Below are 19,243 nucleotides of genomic sequence, written 5' to 3'. Positions count from 1 at the left end.
TTTAGCCGCCCGTAGCCCTTAAGAGGTACCAGCTTATGATCGACTCACCGAAAAAGAGATGCACCGCCGCTCCCAAGGCCAGGAACGGGCCGAATGGCACCGCGTACCTCGAACCCTTGCCGAGCGCGAGCATCAAGACAGCGCCTATGAGCGCGCCGGCAAAAGACCCGATGAGGAGCGTAAGTATTACGCCCTTCCAGCCAAGAAACGCGCCTATCATGGCCAGGAGTTTCACGTCCCCGCCGCCCATGCCCTCCTGCCCGGTCGCCAGGTAATACCCCCAGGCGACCGCAAATAGCACCCCGCCGCCGGCGGCAGCGCCGATAAAAGAATCAAGCACCCCCGGGTAAGGGAGAAAGAACGAGGCCATGAGCCCGGCGGCAATGCCCGGAAGGCTTATGACGTCAGGTATGATCTTGAGGTCAAGGTCTATGAAGGTTATGACTATGAGCGCGGAGAGGAATACGAAATAAACCGCGGCCTCCAGAGTGGGGCCGAATCTTAAGAAGGTGAAGAGCGCAACGAGGGCCGTAAAGGCCTCGACTACAGGGTACCTCGCCGAGAACGGCTCGCCGCACGAGGAGCACCTGCCGCGCAGCAACACATAGCTTATGACAGGTATATTCAGGTAAAAGGGTATGCTCTTTGAGCAGTTCGGACAGCTCGAAGGGGGATATACGACCGAAACGCCCAGAGGTATCCTGTGGATACAGACATTCAGGAAGCTGCCAACTATGGCCCCGAAAACAAGGGGCAGGATGAGGATGAGGTCTACGGACATCGGCTGAATATTCACCGCGGCTTAAGGACCGGAGCGCCGGTTTGGCGCAAGATCAAAGGCTTTCCGGGAGGGCCGACTTCCTTTTCTTCTCGACTATGGCGATGATGTCGGCTGCCTGGCGTATCGCCTCCACTGATTCCTTGTCTGATATCACCTCGGATGGTATGCCGCCGGGGATGGCGTCAGGGAAGCGCGAGGTCTTGTAATAGAGGTCGAGGCTCCTGGACGAGCCGACGAACTTCCTGAACTCCTCCTCATGGACTATGGCCCTGTCGATAAGCTCTACGACCGAGCGGGTCTCGCGGGCGTCCTCCTTGCTTAAAAAGAGGAAAGCCCGCAGGGACTTGGCAGCGGACTGCTGCGCAAGGAAGGTGGCCTGGGCATGGAAGCCGCCCTGCTGCGTCCACTCCGCGGCCTTGAGGTCGTATTCGGCCTGCCTCAGCCATTTTTCGGCTTCCTTGAGAAAAGGTTCCATGGATTTCCCTCCTTAAGTCCTGTAAGCGGAGTTTATCTTGACGTACTCGTAGGTGAGGTCGGTCGTCCAGACCCTGTCCGAGCCCCTGCCCGCGCCGATATCGACCAGCACCAGGAGCTCCTTTTTCTTCATGGCCCTTGCAGCTTCCTTCTCCCTGCCTGTATCGAGTCCCTTTAGAACGACCTGCACGCCGTTGAAGGAGATGCTGGTCCTTTCTTCCCTCATCTTTACGCCCGCCCTGCCTATGGCCGCGATTATGCGCCCCCAGTTCGGGTCGCCTCCGAAAAAGGCGGTCTTGCAAAGATAGGACTCCGCGACGGTCCGGGCGGCCTTCCTTGCCTCTGCGACGCTTGACGCGCCCGAGACCTCGATCTCCACGAACCTTGTCGCGCCCTCTCCGTCCTTTACTATCATGTGGGCTAGCTCGGTAGAAGCCGCGGTGAGGAGTTCAGTGAAAGAATCGAACTCCCTTGTGCCATCTTTTATTTCGCCGCCGTTCCCGGCGCCGTTCGCGAAGGCAAGGACCGTATCGTTGGTAGAGGTGTCATTATCGACGATTATGCTGTTGAAAGAGCGGTCGACTGCGGCTTTCAGGGCCTTTGAGAGCGCGGGGGCTTTTATGCTGGCGTCGGTAAAAAAGAAGGCGAGCATCGTAGCCATATTGGGGCATATCATGCCCGCGCCCTTTGCGATCCCGGCGAGGGTGACTTCAACGCCGCCGAGCTTCGCTTTCAGGATGGTCTTCTTGGGAAAGGCGTCTGTGGTCATCATGGCCTCTGCCGCCGAGCCCAGGCCCTCATACCCGAGGGATCTGGAAAGTAAAGGCAGGCCCTTTTCCACCCTATCTATAGGGAGCGGCACGCCGATTACTCCGGTCGAGGCGACGAGTAAGCTCCCTTTCTTCAACCCCAGCGTGCGCTCGGCCATCTCGGCCATGGCCTCCGCGTTCCGCATGCCTTCTTTTCCTGTGCACGCGTTGGCGTTGCCGCTATTCACCAGAAGCCCGCTCGCCAGCCCTTTTTTAATCCTCTTCATGTCGAGGAGGACCGGGGCGGCCTTGACGGAATTGGTCGTGAAGACCCCCGCAACTGATGCCGGGGAGTCGCTCACGATGACTGCAAGGTCCTTTTTTCCGTTCTTTTTTATGCCTGCAGCCGCGCCCGCGGCCCTGAATCCCGGCACCCTCAGATCGAACTGCCTGCCGGCCTTCGTGAAATCCGCCATCCCGCTTTCCGCCGCCTTATCTTGCCACGGTCATGCCGCAGCATCTCTTGTATTTCAAACCGCTCCCGCATGGGCACGGGTCGTTCCTGCCTACCTTCTCGCCCGCCCTTACGACAGGCTGCTCCTTTTCGGGGGCGCTTTCGGCCTCCTCCCCTCTCGAGTACCTCACCCTCTGCTGGCTCTGCCTGGGCTGAGGAGGCGGCGGGGCGGCTTGAGCGTTCTCCTCCATCTTTATCTGCACCTTGAAGAGCCGCTCGCATACCTCGCTACGGAGCCTCGCGATGAGGCCCGCGAAGAGCTCGAAGCCTTCCTTCTTGTACTCCTGGAGCGGGTTCTTCTGGCCGTAGCCCCTTAAGCCTATGCCGCCCTTGAGGTGGTCCATTGAAAGGAGGTGGTCCTTCCATAAGGAGTCGAGCGTGTGGAGGAGTATCACTTTCTCAAACTGGAGGAAGGCCTCATCGCCCACGATAGCTATCTTATCCTCGTAGGACTTCCACGCCTTCTCGGCTATGCCCTCGGCAAGGGCCTCGCGGCTGTTCACGCCCTGCATGTCATCGGGGCCGAAATGCATCCCGAACTGCATCATGGCCGCGTCGTTTATTGTCTTTAGGTCCCAGTCCTCGACATGGCTCTTCTCGTCGACGTGCGTCCCGACCAGTTCCCTCGCGGCCTCCTCGGAGAACTCCTTCACCATCTCCCGGAGCCCCTGCTGGCCGAGTATCTGCTTCCTGTACCCGTAGACGACGGTCCTCTGCTGGTTCATGACGTCGTCATATTCCAGGAGGTGCTTCCTTATGTCGAAGTTATGCCCTTCGACCTTTTTCTGCGCGTTCTCTATGGCCTTGGAGACGAGGCCGTGCTCGATGGGCACGTCCTCATCCATTCCTATCCTCTCCATTATGGAGGCTATCCTGTCCGAGCCGAATATGCGCAGCAGATCGTCCTCGAGCGACATATAAAACCTTGACGAGCCCGGGTCGCCCTGGCGGCCCGCGCGGCCCCGGAGCTGGTTGTCTATGCGCCTGGACTCGTGCCTCTCGGTGCCGAGGATGTAGAGGCCGCCCAAAGCGAGCACCTTGGCCTTCTCCTCCTCGCAGAGCGCCCTCGCCTTCTCGAGCGCGGCCTTGTACTCGGGGTTCGTGTCGTCCTTGCCGGCGCGGGCTGAGGCAAGGTACTCGGGGTTTCCGCCGAGGAGTATGTCGGTTCCCCTTCCGGCCATGTTGGTCGATATGGTGACGGCCTTTAGCCTGCCGGCCTGGGCGACTATCTCGGCCTCCCGCTCGTGCTGCTTCGCGTTAAGCACGTGGTGAGGGATCTTATGGCTTACGAGCATCTTGGCGAGGCGCTCGGAGTCCTCGATGGAGATGGTGCCGACGAGCACGGGCCTCCCCTGCCTGTAGGACTCCTCAAGGTCCTTTATTACGGCCTTGAACTTCTCCTTCTTGGTCTTGTAGACGAGGTCCGTTGCGTCCACCCTGGCAAGCGGCCTGTTCGTCGGGATGACCACGACGTCGAGGTTGTATATGTTCCTGAACTCGGCGGCCTCGGTATCGGCGGTGCCGGTCATGCCAGCGAGCTTCTCGTACATCCTGAAGTAGTTCTGGAAGGTGATGGTGGCGAGCGTCTGGTTCTCGCTCTCTATCTTGACCTTCTCCTTGGCCTCGACCGCCTGGTGGAGCCCGTCGCTCCAGCGCCTCCCGGTCATGAGGCGCCCAGTGAACTCGTCGACTATTATGACCTGGCCGTCCTTCACGACGTAGTCCACGTCCCTGTGGAAGAGGACGTGGGCGCGAAGCGCCTGGTTTACGTGGTGGAGCGTCTCTATGTGCGCCGGGTCGTAGAGGTTCTCTATGCCGAGGAGCTCCTCAACCCTGTTCATGCCCTCCTCGGTAAGGAGGACCTGCTTGGCCTTCTCGTCCACCGTGAAGTGGTCTTCTTTCCTGAGCCCGGGCATTATACGGTCTATCTCGTAGTACTTGTCGGTAGAGTCCTCGGTCGGCCCTGAGATGATTAGCGGGGTCCTGGCCTCGTCTATGAGGATGGAGTCAACCTCGTCCACTATGGCGAAGTTGTGCTCCCGCTGGACGTACTCGTCGAGCGAGAACTTCATGTTGTCGCGGAGGTAGTCGAACCCGAACTCGTTGTTGGTGCCGTAGGTTATGTCGGCGTTATAGGCGTCCTTCCGCGTTACGGGGCGGAGGTGAGTGAAGCTCCCCGGCCCATCGGTGTAGGAAGGGTCGTAGATATAGCTCTCATCGCTCTGGATGATGCCCACCGTAAGGCCGAGCGCGTGATAGACCGTGCCCATCCAGTGGCTGTCCCTCCTCGCCAGGTAGTCGTTCACCGTCACGAGGTGCGCGCCCTTGCCGGTAAGGGCGTTCAAATAGAGCGGGAGCGTGGCGACGAGGGTCTTTCCCTCGCCGGTCTTCATCTCGGATATCTTGCCGCTGTTAAGGACGTATCCGCCCATGAGCTGGACGTCGAAGTGGCGCATCTTAAGGCGCCTCCACGCAACCTCCCTCACGGCGGCGAACGCCCTCGGGAGGATGTCTTCCAGGGTCTTACCCGAGGCAAGCTCCTCTTTGAACCTGAGCGTCAGGTCCTTCAGGCCCTCGTCGCTCAAGGCCTTCATGGACGGCTCAAGGGAGTTTATCTCCTCGACTATGGGCGCCATCCGTTTGACTTCGCGCTCGTTCTTGGAGCCGAAAACTTTTTTAAGCAGACTGTTTAACATATTCCCCTGGTTTCCCTTTTTTTACGGGCGGCCTGAATTCAGAACCTTTATGCAACCGCCGGGATATTGCTCATTAATCCGGCATATCGCGGTTATTATGGCATAAATATGCCTTGGACCGGAAAACAATTATAATAGCATAATTATAACAATATTTCCATACCGGCCGAAATCCTTTTTAAAAGCGCACACGAGCGGCTTTCATTCAAAATAAAAAGGCCCCGCGGAACTCTCCGGGGGCCTTTCCATGCCTTGATGGAACCGGTTCAGTCGAGTATGTACTTTTCGGGATTGACGTTTATCCCGTTCAAGGATACCGAGTAATGGAGGTGGGGCCCCGTCGAGCGTCCCGAGTTTCCGATGGTCCCTATCTTTGCGCCGCGCTTGACCCTCTGGCCCACGGCTACGAACGTCTCGGAAAGATGCCCGTAAGTGGTCTTGATCCCGTACCCGTGCGAGATGACCACGGCCCTGCCGAGGTTCGCCTCCTTTGCCGCCTTGACGACTATGCCGTCCGCAGGCGCGATTACCGGGGTGCCTATGCTGTTGGCTATGTCTATCCCGGCATGGTGGTGGGGTGCTCCAGTAAAAGGAGAGATCCTGCTCCCGAACCTGGAGGTGACCCATCCCTTTGCCGGCCATATCGACGGCGTGGAGGCGAGCATGACCGACTTATTTACAAGGTGGTCGCTAAGCTCGACAAGGCTCTCCTCCTGCTGAGCGGCCTGGTATTCGAGGTTAAGGAGGTCGGAGCGCATTTTCTCTACCAGCTCGTCGACCTTCGCTCCGGCGGACGGGAACGTGTTCTCGTCAACCGAGGAATCGCCTCCCATCCCGAGCACCTGCTCGGCGCCTCCGGCCGGCTTGGGGTCCTTCTCGATATTCGCGATTATGCGTATCTTCTTGTCGAACAGGTTGAGCCTGGCCAGCTGGCTTTCGAGGTCGCTTATCTTGGAGGCGAAGCCCTGGAGCACGGCCTTCTGCTCGGAGTTTTCCTTCTTAAGCGATGAGAACTCGACGTGGTTCACCCTGAGCCTCATGTAATCTATTATTACGAAGGCCAGGGCGAGGGAAAAGACGATGGAAAGAACTCCTGCTACCTTGAGATATCTGAAGGGGATATTCAGTTTTCTCGGTTTGGAAGCGTCGTTCGCAAGGACAAAGAGCGTAAGAAACCGCCTATCCAACGTGAGGTCCTCCCTTCCAGGATTTTTTCGCTCTGCCCGGGGCTGCTCCGGAGAGCCCGGGTTTAAAGCCGTATTGCGGGATTACCGCGGCTTAAGGACGGCTGCCGCTCATGGTGAGCCTTCCAGGCCCGGTCTTTTCAGCGGGTGGAAAGGGTCTCGGTGTTTTTGCCGCCATTTCATATCGGCGCGCAAGGGAAAAACTTGAAAAAAAGGTACGGACTTCGGGGTTCCCGGGTCTTGCGGGTGCTTTTTCGAGTGGAGATTCATTAGCATACTCAGCGCTCCCGTGTCAAGCTATTTAGCCCGCGGCGGGCCGTAAGCACGGGATGAGTATACTTGAGGCGAGCGTCGGGGGCAGTGACCCGGGTCACTCGGTGAGGTAAAGGAGTATCCTGCCTTTTTCTATCTTTATATAACCCTCCTGGGTCATCTTCTTAAGGGCCCTGCTCACGACCTCCCTGGAGGAGCCTATCATGGCCGCGAGCTCTTCGTGAGTGGGCCTCTCTATGGCTATGACCTTTTCATCGGACCCCTCGGCGTTGGCCATGCCGATGAGAGTGTGGGCGATTCTACCGCAGACGTCCAGGAGCGCGAGCCCGCCTATCTTCCTCGTAGCCTCCCTGAGCCTGCCGGTAAGATAGGCGAATAGCCGCATGTACACTTTATGGTGCTTCGAGAGGTATTCCAGAAAGGCGGACTTGCCTATGACCAGGCATGAGAGGTCGGTAACGGCCTCGACGTTCGCGGACCTGGGCTTGTCGTCCATTATGGACATCTCGCCGAACATGTCGCCGGTCTTGAGGACCGCGAGCACTATCTCGCGGCCTTCCTCGCCGTAGAGCGTGACCTTGACCTTCCCGGAGACGATGAAATATACGGCGTCGCCCTCGTCGCCCTCCGTGATGACCTGAATGCCGCCGGGCCAGGACCTCAACTCCGCCCTCGGGATGAGGTCGGTTATATAGAAGTCCTCGAGCCCCTTGAAAAGCGGGTTCAGGGCCAGGACTTCCTTCAACTTCCTTGCGTCTTCCTTTACGTCAGTCATGTTCCGCTCGCCTCGATTTCTTCGACCAGCAGGCTGGGCGCGCCGATGGACCCTATGAACCTCAGGTCCGACGCGCACTCGGTCACGCCCGAGAAAAGCCCAAGCAGGTTCCCGGAGACGGCCATTCCCCTTACAGGGTAGGCGACCTCCCCGTTCTCCACCCGGAAGCCCGCGGCCCCGAGCGAGAAGTCCCCGCTTACGGCGTTGATTGTATGCACACCCAGGAGCTCGGTTATGAAAAGCCCGTTTCCAAGCTCCTTGAGGAGAGTCTCGAACCCCCTTTCGCCCTTTTCGATGTAGAGGTTCGTTATGCCTATTCCGGGCGTTGACTTGTAACCGCCTCTCACGGCGTTACCCGTCGAGGCGGCGCCTGCCCTTCCGGCCCAGTAGGTATCGTAGAGATAGCCCTGGCAGACGCCTTCAAGGATTAGCGCGGTCTTCCTCGAGGCCGTGCCCTCGGCATCAAAGGCGGAGGTGGCCCAGCCGCCCCTTATGACCCCGTCGTCCCAGATATTGAGCGCGCCGGACGCGACCTTTTTCCTTTTTTTTCCTATGAGCATGGATTTGCCCTTTATGACGCCATCGCCCAGGAACGACCCGGCAAGGGCTTCAAGGAGCTCGCAGGCGACCGTGTTCTCTATCATCGCCCCGCACCTTGTAGTCTTTATGGTCCTTGCGCCGAGGCGCTTAACGGCGTTCTCGGCGGCTCTTCCGCCGATTGCGCGGCTGTCCACGTCCGCTCCCTTATGGCCGGTCCCCATCTCCCAGCCCATCTGGGCCTCGCCGTCGCCTTCCGCTACGGCGGTGACGCTACCGCTGTAATAGGTGGCAGCGTGGACTATGTCGACTCCGTTCGAGTTGACGAGCCTTCCCGCGCCGAGGGATTCCGAGTACGAAGCCTTCCTCACCCTCTTTACCTTCTTATCAAATGAGAGGGCCGCTTCCTCTATCTCGACCGCAGCCTTTATGAGCTCCTCCTCGGGCCTCGCCCCGAACGAGCCGTCGAATAGCCCCAAGTCTTCCTCCGGAAGGCCCTGCTGGGGCTCCGGGAGCCTGAGATACTCGTCCTCGGAAGCCTCCCTGCTTCCAGAAATCGCGTTCTCTACGAGCTCCGAGAGCGCGCTCTCGGAGAGAACGCTCGAAAATGCGAAACCGAGCCTCCTCCCGGATATGGTCCGTAATCCCACGCCCCTGCTCGACCGGGCCTTCAACGCATCCACAGCCCCGTCCTTGGCCTCGACCCCGAGCCCCTTCTGGAGCGAGAAATATATCTCGTACGAATCCGCCCTGCCCTTCAAGAGCTTCCTGAGCCTCCCGATCGTCTCTTCCGCGCCGGCATCGTCAAGAAATCCCTTCACGCCTGCCCCCTTTCCCGCGGTCCGCCCGCGAGCTCGATTATGACGGCTATTTCGTCGCAGTTCGGGAACTTCACGCATTTTATGCAGTCGCCCCAGATCTTGTGCGGCAGGACCTCCTTGCTTATGCACTTGAACCTGAGCTTTTTGAAGAACCCCGGCTTGTAGGTGAGCGCGAATACCCTTTTTAAGCCCAGCTCCGCGGCCTCGTCCAGGCAGGCCGTCACGAGCTTGGTGCCTATGCCCCTCCCGGTATGCCCGCTCCTTACGGCAAGGGACCTAACCTCGCCCATCTCCGGCGAAGCTATATGCAGCGCGCAGGTCCCGAGTATCTTCCCTCCTTCCTCGTATACGAAGAAGTCCCTCAGCGTCGCGCAGATGTCAGAGGCCGACCTGTGGAGCATTATGCCCCGCTTGGCGAAAGCCTCGACTATCTGGTGTATGCTCTCTACGTCTGAAAGAAGCGCCTTCCTTACCAATTCTACCCTTTTTCCTCCTGGGCGGCCCGGCAGGCCGACAGTGCAAGTTGCTGAAAATCTTTGGGGGGGGGGGGGAACTTTCCGTCGAAAGGTCCCCTCAAGATTTTTTCAGAGCCTTGCCTGGCCTGGCGAGTTTGTCCGCGGCCTCCATCAGCTCTAATGCGTGCTTTTTCGTTGTTTCCGTTACCTTGAGGCCGCCGAGCATGGAGGATATCTCGTCCACCCTGTCCTCGCCAGAGACCTCCCTGACCCTCGTGACAGTCCTCCCTCCCGTTGCCTCCTTCGAGACCGCGAAGTGCCTGTCCGCGAAGGCCGCGACCTGCGGCAGGTGCGTTATGCAAAGCACCTGGTTGGCCTTGGACACTTTTTTAAGCTTAAGGCCCACAACCTGTGAAATGGCGCCGCTTACGCCTGTGTCTATTTCGTCGAAGACCATTGTCGGGACCCTGCCCGCGGATATTACGCTCTTTATGGCGAGCATTATCCTCGAAAGCTCGCCCCCGGAAGCCACCTTTGAAAGGGGCTTGAGGCCCTCGCCCTCGTTGGCGGCTATATGGAAACTAACCTTGTCAGAGCCCTTTTCCGTAAGCCTAGGGCCGCCGTCCTGCCCCATGTCCTTTTCGACCAGAGGCTCGAAGAGGGCGCCCTTCATTCCGAGGTTCGTAAGCTCTTCCTCTATGCCGGCCTTGAGCCCCTTTGCGGCCTCAAGCCTTCCGGCGTGCAGATCGCCCGCTATCCCGGCAGCTTTTGAATGCGCGGAATTGTACCTTGCTTCGAGCTCCGCCTGCTTGAGGTCCGTATTCTCGAGAAGCCCGAGCTCTTTTTCCAGGGCTTCTTTTTTAAGGAGCATCTCATCGACGCTTCCGCCGTATTTCTTCTTGAGCTTCCCGATGAGGTCGAGCCTTTCGGAAGCCGCTTCCAGGGCATCGGGGTCGGCCTCTATCGAGGAGGCGTAATCCCGGAAGAACGCGCCTGTATCCTCAAGCTCCAGGAGGCTTGCCTCCACCCTCGCTGCCGCGTCCTTAAGCCGCTCATCGAGCGAGGAGACCTCCTTCAAAGCCCTCGCGACCGCCCCGAGCCTCTCGGTTATCGAGCCTGAATCCGAATAAATGGCCCGTTCGGAAAATTCGGTAGCCTCCCTGAGTTTCCCAACTGATTGGAGCCTTTCCCTTAGGCTCTTTAGCTCCTCTTCCTCGCCGGGCTTTAACCCGGCTGCCGACAGCTCATTCAGCTGAAAGGAAAGAAAATCTTTTCTTTCCCTCCCGCCCCTGGCCTCGCTCAAGAGGGCTTCGAGCTCGCGCCTCGCCTCGGCCATATCCCTGTATGCCGAGGCCATTAGGGTGCGTAGCCCGGAAAGGCCGCCGAACGAATCGAGCACCTCTACGTGCTCGTCAGACCTTGCAAGGGACTGGTGCTCGCTCTGGCCGTATATGTCTATAAGCCTCCGCCCGACCTCGGTGAGCGTAACAAGCGTCGAGAGGCTCCCGTTTATATATATCCTGTTCCTTCCGGCCCGCTGGACGACCCTCTTGATCACAAGCTCGTCCGAGGCCGGGAAACCGGCCTCCGTGAGCACGTCATCCAGGCCGCCCCCCCTTACGCCCGAAACATCGAAGAGGGCCTCCACCTGTGCCTCAACGCTACCCTCGCGGATAAGGTCGCCAGAGGCCCTGTCGCCGAGGACCAGGGCGAGCGCGTCCATGATGATGCTCTTTCCCGCGCCGGTCGAGCCGGTGAAGATATTAAGGCCCGGGCCGAACCCGATAGAGAGGGACTCTATTATGGCGAAGTCCTTTATACTCAGTTCAAGCAGCATAAGCAGGCCCGGCAGCGGTTCAGTTCCTAACCATGCCGACCTCCCACATGAGCCTCTCCCGGAGGATTTCGAAATAGCTCTTGCCGTCGTATCTCACGAGATAGACGCTCTCGCCGGCGCGCCTTATCTTGACCATGTCGCCGCTCTCGAGCGGAAGGTTCACCTGGCCGTCGAGTATGAGCTCGATATTAGACTGCTCCGGGCTCACGGTCACGTCCACGGTCATCCAGTCCGGTATGACCACCGGCCTGTTCGTGAGATTGAACGGGCATATGGGGGCCACTATTATGGAGTGTATGGTCGGGTATAGTATCGGGCCGTTGGCGGAGAGGGAGTAGGCCGTCGAGCCGGTAGGTGTAGCCACGATGAGGCCGTCGGCCCTGTAGGTGTTCACATATTCCCTGTTTATGCGGGTCTCGAGCCTTACGAGCCTCGCGCTCTCGCCCTTTATGACGGCGTCGTTCAGGACCTTGTGGGTCGAGAGGACCCTCTCCTCCCTCGCGTGCTCGACCGAGAGGAGCATCCGTTCCTCGAGTACGAAGTCGTCGCGCTCTATCTTTTCAAGTAGCGGAAAGACCTCCTTGACTGTTATTGCGGTGAGGAAGCCGAGGCTTCCCATGTTCACACCGAGGATTGGGACTTTTCTGCCGTCTATGAGCCTCGCGGCGTGGAGCATGGTGCCGTCGCCGCCGAGGACGACTATCAGATCGACGCTCGTGGGGAGGTCTTTTATGGGGACTGCCCCGGCGTTCTTTATCATGAGGGCGAGCCCCTCGTCGGTAAAGACCTCGCCGCCCCTTTCGACGACCCAGTCAGCTATCCTGTCGGCGAGCTTGATCGCCTCGGGGTTGCTTACCTTGACTATTAGGCCTAACCTCTTCAAATGAAACTCCTCATCACCTCTGCGGCACTATCACGACCTTTATCGATTCCCCGGCCCCGGCGACGAGCCTGAACCCTTCCTGCGCTTCATCCAGTCCGAGCCTGTGCGTTATGAGGTCGTTGACCCTGACCCTTCCGGAGGCGATTAGCTCCAAAGCGACGAGGGTTTCATACGGCGGAGAGGCATAGGAATTGATGATAGTGATATTGTCCCTCCAGAGGTCGAAGAGCGGGAGGGGGTAGGTCCCTCCCGGCTCCTTGGGCGCGAAGAAGATAACGGTGCCGCCGCGGTCAACGCTCTTAAGGCCCTGTGTTATGGCCGAGTCGCTCGCCGCGCATATAATGACGAGGTCAACGGGCCTTCCGAAGGCTTCCCGTATTTTCGCTGGCACGTCCGTACGCGCATCCAGCGCGAGGTCCGCGCCCGAGCGGGTAGCGGAATCGAGCCTGAAATTGTTTATGTCCGTAGCCGCTATTTTCCCGGCGCCGAGGGCCCGCGCAAGCCGTATATGAAGAAGCCCCGACATGCCGCTGCCGATTACTAGAACGCTCATGCCAGGGGAGAACCTTGCCACCCTGAACGCCCGGACAACGCAGCCGAGGGGCTCTACGAATGTCCCGTCCTCGAAGCTCACATTATCCGGAAGGATGAAGGTGCCCCTGTCGAGGTTTATGGCCGGGACCCTCACGAACTCGCAGAACCCGCCGGGGTCGAAGTTGGTCGAGCGGAGCGTGTCGCATACCGAGTGGTTCCCGGCGAGGCAGTACCTGCAGGTATTGCAGGGCACGTGGTGCGCTACCGTCACCCGGTCGCCGGGCTTGAAGCCCTTTACGCCGGGGCCGGTCTTTTCTATTGTCCCGGCTATTTCATGGCCCAGGACAAGGGGGGCCTTTTTTATCCTGTACCATTCCATGACGTCGCTTCCGCAGATGCCGCTCGCCTCTATCCTTACGAGCGCCTCTCCGGGGCCTATGGCGGGGACTGGCCTTTCCTCTACCCTGACGTCATTATTGTTGTAGTATACGGCGGCCTTCAACGGGCGGCTGTCTCCTTTTCGCCTGCCAGCGTCTTGAAGAGGTCCCATGCCTTGTCGGGCTTAAGGTCCTTGTGGACTATCTCCCTTACTGTCTTTATCATGGCGACCGGATGCTCGGACTGGAAGATGTTCCGACCCATGTCCACGCCCACAGCGCCCCTGGAGATCGCGTTATAGGAGAGGTCTATGGCTTCCCTCTCGGGTATCTTCTTGCCGCCCGCAATTACTATGGGCGCCGGGCAGTTCTTTACTACCTTCTCGAAGTCCTCGCAGTAGTAGGTTTTGACGACATGGGCGCCGAGTTCTGCGGCTATCCTGCAGGCTAGGCCAAGGTAGCGCGCGTCCCTCGTCATATCCTTCCCGACCGCGGTAACGGCGAGTACCGGAATCCCGAACTCCTCGGCCTCGTTTATGAGGTCCGCGAGCGCGAGAAGCGACTTTCTTTCGAGCTCCGAGCCGACGAATATCGAAAGGGCCACGCCCGCCGCGTTCATCCTGATGGCGTCCCTCATCGAGACCGTCGTGCCCTCGTCCGCGAGATTGCCGAGTATGCTCGTCCCGCCCGATACCCTGAGCATTATGGGCACGTCCACGCCGGGGTCGACGCAGGCCCGGAGGACCCCCCTCGTAAGCATGAGGCAGTCCGCGTGCTTCACAAGCGGGGCTATGGTCTTCCCAGGCTCTTCGAGCCCGCTCGTGGGGCCGAGGAAGTATCCGTGGTCAACGGCTAACATGACGGTCCTTCCGGTTTCCGGCCGTATTATCTTCGCAAGACGGTTTTTCTTCCCCCAACCCATGTGTGTGCCCTCCTGAGATAAGTTTTCAAGCGGAACGGACCGCAAAAATCTTTCTAAAACAAGAGCTTCCCCCTGCCGAGCCGAGGGGGATTTCGGAAAATCAGGATAACAAGCCGAGGGGTCCGCGTCAACTGTATTTATTCCGGGTTTGTCCGTAAAAACCGCCGAAACCCGCCTCAGGCGTGGCCCGCCATGAACTTCGCCCTGCACTCCTCGGAACAGAAAAAAAGACTCCTGCCGCCTTCAGACGACTTCAAAGCCGAGCTTATCGGAACGTATGTCCCGCAAACCGTATCCAGCACCATCTCCTCGCTGTCGCCGCGCCCGTGGCGCACAGTATCGCGGTGGACCGAGGCCTCTCCGGCCCCGCGCGCCTTTTTTGATTCGAGCGCCTTTTTAAGCGCGAGCACGATGAAGAATATGGCCAATAATATGAGTACGCTCTTCAACCTTCCATTCTCCTTAACCCTTCTTTTCCGAGCCTTTCCGCCAATTCGGAGACAGTGGCCCCAGAAAGCGGGTCGACGAACCCGGGCGCGATGTCCGAGAGGGGGACCATGACAAAGGCCCGCTCATGGGCGCGGGGGTGCGGCACCTCGATGCGCTCGCCCTTTATCACCCTCGAGCCGTAGAATATTATATCAAGGTCAATGAGGCGCGGGCCCCACCTTTCCGCCTCCCGCCTACCCATCTCCGCCTCTATGCCCTTAAGGTACCGTAATAGCTCGCCGGGCGGCAACTCGCTCCTTGCCTCCATAGCAGCGTTCACGAATCTCGGCTGGTCCTGAGGTCCCCAGGGCTCCGATTCGTACAGCGGGCTTACCTTGACGACAGTAAGCCCGCCGCCTTTTTCAGCAAGCCTTGTCGCCTCGCGGATGTTCCTTTCCCTGTCCCCGAGGTTAGAGCCTATGGCTATGAATATCCGTTCTTCCATCAGATACAAAGGCCTGTCCCAAAAACAAAGGCCTGAACCGCGTAAACGGATTCAGGCCCGGTCAGATGATGAGCATCAGGCAACCATTTTTAAGGTTGCCTATTTCCTCAGAACTCGAGGTCCAGGCCCTTAAGCCTCTTTTTAAACTCCTCTATGACCCTGTATTCCTCGTCCTTGTTCTTGGCCGCGAAGGTCGCGGAGAACCTCAGGTAGCTCCCCACGTCGTCCCAGGGCACGGTCGAGATGTGCGCCTCTTTTATGAGGTACTCGGAGACGTCCTCGGCTGAAGAAAAGACCGTGTTCGTCTTTTTTGCCTTTTTAGGGGCGCGGACATAGAGATAGAAGGAGCCCTTGGGCATTACGGCCGAGAAGCCGCAGCCCTCAAGCGCTTCGACCATGAGCTTAAGCCTTCTCTTATATTTGTCCGATATCTTTTCCGTTATTTCCGGATGGTCGAGGGCGTAGATGCCCGCCTTCTGTATGGCGATGAACTGGCCCGAGTCGTAATTGTCCTTTACATGGGCGTAGGCGGATACGACCTTCTCGTTCCCGGCGACAAAGGCGAGCCTCCAGCCGGTCATGTTGAAGGCCTTGGAAAAGGAGTGTATCTCCACGCCGACCTCCTTCGCGCCCGGGACCGAAAGGAAGCTCAAGGGTCTCGAGTCAAAGGAGAGCGCGGCATAGGCGGCGTCGTGGACGACGATTATCTTGTTCTTCTTCGCGAACCCGACGACCTTCTCGAAGAACTCAGGAGTCGCGGCGGCGCCGGTCGGGTTATTGGGATAATTGAGATAAAGTAGCTTTATCCCGGCGAGGTCTTTAGCCGGGATGGCATCCAGGTCCGGCAAAAACCCGTTCTCTTCCTTTAGCGGGAGCTTCACTACACGCCCGCCGTTCCACTCGGTATGGGTGGCGAGGATGGGATACCCCGGCACGGTCATGAGCACGCCGTCCCCGGGGTTTATGAAGGCGTCCGGGAGCATGGCTAGCGCTGGCTTCGAGCCTATGGAATGGACGACCTCCTTTGCCGGGTCTATCCCCGCGACGCCATAGACCTTGTCGAGGTATCTTGCTGCGGCTTCCTTCAGCTCCTGTATGCCGTTATCCGAATAGCCCCTGTTCTCGGGTTTTGCGCACTCGAGCTTAAGGGCCTCTACCACCGGCGGGAAGGCCATCTCGTCAGGCTCGCCCACGCCGAAGTCAAAGAGCTCCGCATTGGGGTTACTCTTCCTGGCCTCTGCCTTGGCCCTCTTTATCTTCTCAAATTTGTAGATTTTCTGGCTTTTTCCGAAGAGTTTTCCCCCTATCCTCTCCGCGAAAGAACCCTGGATGAAATCCTCAGGCATCTCTGGTGCGAACCTCCTTATTCCAAACTGGATGAATGAGACATATTAGAACAAAAAAAGCTTCTCTGCAAGACTAACCGTCAGCCCAGAGCTTCCTGGAAGCCCTGCCCTCGGCTATCGTGTTCCTCAATACGCCTATACCGTCTATCTCGACCTCGACGGTGTCGCCGGGCCGCATCTTGCCCACCCCCGAGGGGGTCCCGGTCGCGATGACGTCGCCCGGGAGTAGCGTCATGACGTGGGAGACGAAGCTTAAGAGCTCGAACACATTGAATATCATGTCCCTCGTCGAGGTGTCCTGCTTCGTCTCGCCGTTAAGGCGCGTTTTTATAATGGTATCGAGGGGATCGAGGCCGGTCGATATGCAAGGCCCAATGGGCGCGAAGGTATCGAAGCCCTTCGCCCGGGTGTACTGTCCGTCTTTTTTCTGGAGATCGCGGGCCGAAACGTCGTTCAGGCAGGTGTAGCCGAGTATGTAATCGGATGCGTCCCTCGGAAGGACCTCTTTTGCCGTCTTACCGATGACTACCGCAAGCTCCCCTTCGTAGTCCACCCTGTGGGACATGTGCGAGGGATAGACTATCTCGTCCTCAGGGCCGATGACCGCTGTCGAGGGCTTCATGAAGAGCATGGGCTCTTCCGGCAGGGGCTTTCCGAACTCGGCCGCATGGGCCCGATAGTTTAGCCCTATGGCGACTATCTTCGACGGGGAGACCGGCGCAAGTAGCTTTACCTTTTCGAGGTCATGGCCTGTAGAAAGGATGAGGTCCCTTGTAAGCGCAAACGACCCGGAAAAAGGATTTGAATCCAGCTCGAAGACGCTCCCGTCCTCAATAATCCCGTAGAGGACCTTTCCGGAGGACTCGAACCTGCAAAGCTTCAATGCCTGCCTCCCTTTGCGGATATGGCCGCGCCCTTCTGGGCCGGGGCAGCCTTCGTGGCTTTGGCTGCCTTCTTTACCGCCCTCTTCGGCTTTACGACGGCGGCACCCTCCACCATCGATTTTATCTTGAGCCTAAGGGCGTTTATCTTTATGAACCCCTCGGCGTCCTTCTGGTTATAGACCGTATCCTCCTCGAAGGTGGCGAAGTCCGGGTGGTAGAGCGACTGCTCGGCCTTCCTGCCCACTATCATCACCCCGCCCTTGTAGAGCTTGACTCTCGCAACGCCCGTAACGCCGGATGTCGCCTCGTCGATAAGGGACTGCAGGGCCTTTCTCTCGGGCGAGAACCAGTAGCCGTTATATACGAGGGTCGAGTACTTTTGCGAAAGGCTGTCCCGGAGGTGCAGGAGTTCCCTGTCCATGGTGATGGACTCAACCGCCCTCCTCGCGGCGTGGAGTATCGTGCCGCCGGGAGTCTCGTAGACGCCCCTGGACTTCATACCCACGTAGCGGTTCTCGACCATGTCGAGCCTGCCGACCCCGTTCTTGCCGCCCATCTCATTGAGTAGCTCAAGGAGCCTTGCCGGGGATAGTTTCCTTCCGTTCACCGATACCGGGTTCCCGTTCTCAAAGCCTATCTCGACGTACGTAGCCCTGTTCGGGGCCTTTTCAGGAGCGACGCTCAGCACGTACATGCTCTCAGGCGCTTCGGCCCAGGGGTCTTCGAGTATGCCGCCCTCGAAACTTATGTGGAAGAGGTTCCTGTCCGAGCTGTAGGGCTTCTTCTTCGTGACCGGCACAGGTATGCCGTGCTTTCTGGCGTAATCTACGAGGTCCGCCCTGCCCTTCATGTCCCACTCCCTCCAGGGCGCGATGACCTTTATATGCGGGTCCATCGAATAATAGGCGAGCTCGAATCGGACCTGGTCGTTGCCCTTTCCGGTAGCTCCGTGCGATACGGCGTCCGCCCGCTCCTTAGCGGCTATCTCCATCTGGGCCTTGGCTATGAGAGGCCTGGCGATTGACGTGCCGAGGAGGTACGCTCCCTCGTAGACCGAAGAGGCCCTGAGCATCGGAAATACGAAGTCCCTTACGAACTCTTCTCTAAGGTCTTTTATATAGACCCTCTTGGCGCCCGTGGCGAAGGCCTTCTTCCTTATGCCGTCTATCTCGACGTTTCCCTGCCCTATATCTGCGGAGAACGCTATGACCTCGCACCCGTACTTCTCGATGAGCCACTTCATTATGACCGAGGTGTCGAGCCCCCCGGAGTACGCCAAAACGACCTTCTTAACGCCAACACCCCTTGACATCTCAAGCTCCTTCGCTGTGTTTTCCGGCCAGCAGCCATTCTAGCACGGCCTTCTGTATGTGAAGCCTGTTCTCGGCCTGGTCCCATATTGCTGAGGCAGGGCCTTCCATCGCCTCGTCGGTTATCTCCTCCCCCCTGTGCGCGGGGAGGCAATGAAGCACTATCGCGTCCTTCTTCGCAAGTCCAAGGAGCCTCTCGTTTATCTGGTAGCCCTCGAAGGCCTTTTTCCTCGCCTCGGCCTCTTCCTCCTGCCCCATGCTCGCCCAGACGTCGGTATTGAGGACGTCCGATCCCCTTGCGGCCTCTTCCACGCTTTCGGTCACGCGTATCAACGGGTTCGCGGCAACGGCCTTATCCAGTATCGCCTTGTCGGGCCAGTATCCCTTCGGGCAGGCGAGCGTAAGCTCGAATGGCAGTAGCATGGCCGCCTCTATCCACGAGTTCGCCATGTTGTTGCCGTCACCTATCCAGCTGGCCTTTATGCTTTCGTACCCGCCTTTTTTTTCAACCACCGTCATGAGGTCCGCGAGCACCTGGCATGGGTGGTGTAGGTCCGTAAGGCCGTTTATGACCGGGACGGAAGAATACCTTGCGTACTCCTCTATTATCCCGTGGCCGAAAGTCCTTATGACCACGGCGTCAACGTACCTTGACATCACTCGCGCCGTGTCCTTTATGGGCTCGCCCCGGCCTATCTGCGAGTCCCTCTGGCTCATGAATATGGCGTTCCCGCCGAGCTGGTGCATGGCGGCCTCGAAGGAGACTCGGGTCCTCGTTGAGGACTTCTCGAATATGAGCGCGAGCGTTTTCCCGCGTAAAGGATTATGCGGGATTCCTTTCTTATGCCGCGCCTTGAGCGTGACCGCGCTTCCTATGAGGCGGTCTATATCTTCTTTCGTGAGGTCGTCTATTGTAAGGAGGTGCATTATCCGCTCCCGCGTTTTTTGAATACTTGC

The 19,243-nt window shown here is 58.6% G+C and carries 18 protein-coding genes; all 18 read right to left on the bottom strand.

The genetic code is table 11. The features are described from left to right. Position 1: 1 nt before the first annotated feature. Positions 2–781 (bottom strand): prepilin peptidase, encoded by a 780-nt coding sequence (locus tag K8I01_12450; protein ID MBZ0221228.1) that lies wholly within the window; start codon positions 779–781, stop codon positions 2–4. Between the two features lie 52 nt (positions 782–833). Next, a complete protein-coding gene (locus K8I01_12445; protein ID MBZ0221227.1) occupies positions 834–1,256 on the bottom strand; it encodes a HEPN domain-containing protein in 423 nt (140 codons plus the stop codon). 12 nt (positions 1,257–1,268) lie between these two features. Further along, positions 1,269–2,444 carry a bifunctional glutamate N-acetyltransferase/amino-acid acetyltransferase ArgJ gene (gene argJ / locus K8I01_12440; protein MBZ0221226.1) on the bottom strand — a complete coding sequence of 392 codons (1,176 nt, stop codon included), beginning with the start codon at positions 2,442–2,444 and terminating at the stop codon, positions 1,269–1,271. A 52-nt stretch (positions 2,445–2,496) separates the two neighbouring features. Next, the gene (gene secA, locus K8I01_12435) at positions 2,497–5,214 is read right to left on the bottom strand and encodes a preprotein translocase subunit SecA (protein MBZ0221225.1); all 2,718 of its coding nucleotides are present in this window, start codon (positions 5,212–5,214) and stop codon (positions 2,497–2,499) included. 266 nt (positions 5,215–5,480) lie between these two features. Next, positions 5,481–6,401 (bottom strand): M23 family metallopeptidase, encoded by a 921-nt coding sequence (locus K8I01_12430; GenBank protein ID MBZ0221224.1) that lies wholly within the window; start codon positions 6,399–6,401, stop codon positions 5,481–5,483. Positions 6,402–6,768: 367 nt separating this feature from the next. Then, entirely contained in the window at positions 6,769–7,446 is a 678-nt protein-coding gene (locus K8I01_12425) for a Crp/Fnr family transcriptional regulator (GenBank protein ID MBZ0221223.1), read from the bottom strand. After that, complete coding sequence (locus K8I01_12420) at positions 7,443–8,804, bottom strand: TldD/PmbA family protein (protein MBZ0221222.1); 1,362 nt, start codon at positions 8,802–8,804, stop codon at positions 7,443–7,445. Before K8I01_12420 ends, K8I01_12425 begins: the two co-directional genes overlap by 4 nt. Next, positions 8,801–9,280, bottom strand: coding sequence for an N-acetyltransferase (locus tag K8I01_12415; protein ID MBZ0221221.1), 480 nt, complete (start codon positions 9,278–9,280; stop codon positions 8,801–8,803). Before K8I01_12415 ends, K8I01_12420 begins: the two co-directional genes overlap by 4 nt. Before the next feature lie 97 nt (positions 9,281–9,377). Further along, entirely contained in the window at positions 9,378–11,096 is a 1,719-nt protein-coding gene (recN, locus tag K8I01_12410) for a DNA repair protein RecN (GenBank protein MBZ0221220.1), read from the bottom strand. 19 nt (positions 11,097–11,115) lie between these two features. Further along, positions 11,116–11,979 (bottom strand): NAD(+)/NADH kinase, encoded by an 864-nt coding sequence (locus K8I01_12405; GenBank protein ID MBZ0221219.1) that lies wholly within the window; start codon positions 11,977–11,979, stop codon positions 11,116–11,118. A gap of 13 nt (positions 11,980–11,992) precedes the next feature. Beyond that, the gene (locus K8I01_12400) at positions 11,993–13,063 is read right to left on the bottom strand and encodes a zinc-dependent dehydrogenase (protein MBZ0221218.1); all 1,071 of its coding nucleotides are present in this window, start codon (positions 13,061–13,063) and stop codon (positions 11,993–11,995) included. Beyond that, positions 13,012–13,812 (bottom strand): 3-hydroxy-5-phosphonooxypentane-2,4-dione thiolase, encoded by an 801-nt coding sequence (gene lsrF / locus K8I01_12395; protein ID MBZ0221217.1) that lies wholly within the window; start codon positions 13,810–13,812, stop codon positions 13,012–13,014. Before lsrF ends, K8I01_12400 begins: the two co-directional genes overlap by 52 nt. A gap of 176 nt (positions 13,813–13,988) precedes the next feature. Continuing rightward, positions 13,989–14,261: a hypothetical protein gene (locus K8I01_12390; GenBank protein MBZ0221216.1), complete on the bottom strand. Its 273-nt coding sequence runs from the start codon at positions 14,259–14,261 to the stop codon at positions 13,989–13,991. Next, entirely contained in the window at positions 14,258–14,746 is a 489-nt protein-coding gene (folK, locus tag K8I01_12385) for a 2-amino-4-hydroxy-6-hydroxymethyldihydropteridine diphosphokinase (protein MBZ0221215.1), read from the bottom strand. The genes K8I01_12390 and folK overlap by 4 nt, the downstream gene beginning before the upstream one ends. A gap of 107 nt (positions 14,747–14,853) precedes the next feature. Then, the gene (locus tag K8I01_12380; protein MBZ0221214.1) at positions 14,854–16,092 is read right to left on the bottom strand and encodes an LL-diaminopimelate aminotransferase; all 1,239 of its coding nucleotides are present in this window, start codon (positions 16,090–16,092) and stop codon (positions 14,854–14,856) included. A 73-nt stretch (positions 16,093–16,165) separates the two neighbouring features. Then, positions 16,166–16,975, bottom strand: a complete 810-nt coding sequence (locus tag K8I01_12375) for a fumarylacetoacetate hydrolase family protein (protein MBZ0221213.1) — start codon at positions 16,973–16,975, stop codon at positions 16,166–16,168. Then, positions 16,972–18,288 carry an argininosuccinate synthase gene (locus tag K8I01_12370; protein MBZ0221212.1) on the bottom strand — a complete coding sequence of 439 codons (1,317 nt, stop codon included), beginning with the start codon at positions 18,286–18,288 and terminating at the stop codon, positions 16,972–16,974. Before K8I01_12370 ends, K8I01_12375 begins: the two co-directional genes overlap by 4 nt. 1 nt (position 18,289) lies before the next feature. Beyond that, entirely contained in the window at positions 18,290–19,213 is a 924-nt protein-coding gene (gene argF, locus K8I01_12365) for an ornithine carbamoyltransferase (GenBank protein MBZ0221211.1), read from the bottom strand. Between the last annotated feature and the right edge of the window lie 30 nt (positions 19,214–19,243).

Source organism: Deltaproteobacteria bacterium, from assembly GCA_019912665.1.
Lineage (GTDB): Bacteria > Desulfobacterota > GWC2-55-46 > GWC2-55-46 > GWC2-55-46 > UBA5799.
Note: the sequence above shows the minus strand (reverse complement) of the source record. Positions and strands in the feature narration are given on the sequence as shown.

What these genes read in the sequence shown, in the direction of transcription:
- argF (MBZ0221211.1), bottom strand. Translation starts at nt 19,213, where the DNA reads ATGCACCTCCTTACAATAGACGACCTCACGAAAGAAGATATAGACCGC.
- K8I01_12445 (MBZ0221227.1), bottom strand. Translation starts at nt 1,256, where the DNA reads ATGGAACCTTTTCTCAAGGAAGCCGAAAAATGGCTGAGGCAGGCCGAA.
- folK (MBZ0221215.1), bottom strand. Translation starts at nt 14,746, where the DNA reads ATGGAAGAACGGATATTCATAGCCATAGGCTCTAACCTCGGGGACAGG.
- K8I01_12425 (MBZ0221223.1), bottom strand. Translation starts at nt 7,446, where the DNA reads ATGACTGACGTAAAGGAAGACGCAAGGAAGTTGAAGGAAGTCCTGGCC.
- secA (MBZ0221225.1), bottom strand. Translation starts at nt 5,214, where the DNA reads ATGTTAAACAGTCTGCTTAAAAAAGTTTTCGGCTCCAAGAACGAGCGC.
- K8I01_12370 (MBZ0221212.1), bottom strand. Translation starts at nt 18,288, where the DNA reads ATGTCAAGGGGTGTTGGCGTTAAGAAGGTCGTTTTGGCGTACTCCGGG.
- K8I01_12400 (MBZ0221218.1), bottom strand. Translation starts at nt 13,063, where the DNA reads ATGGGACCTCTTCAAGACGCTGGCAGGCGAAAAGGAGACAGCCGCCCG.
- lsrF (MBZ0221217.1), bottom strand. Translation starts at nt 13,812, where the DNA reads ATGGGTTGGGGGAAGAAAAACCGTCTTGCGAAGATAATACGGCCGGAA.
- K8I01_12450 (MBZ0221228.1), bottom strand. Translation starts at nt 781, where the DNA reads ATGTCCGTAGACCTCATCCTCATCCTGCCCCTTGTTTTCGGGGCCATA.
- K8I01_12380 (MBZ0221214.1), bottom strand. Translation starts at nt 16,092, where the DNA reads ATGCCTGAGGATTTCATCCAGGGTTCTTTCGCGGAGAGGATAGGGGGA.
- recN (MBZ0221220.1), bottom strand. Translation starts at nt 11,096, where the DNA reads ATGCTGCTTGAACTGAGTATAAAGGACTTCGCCATAATAGAGTCCCTC.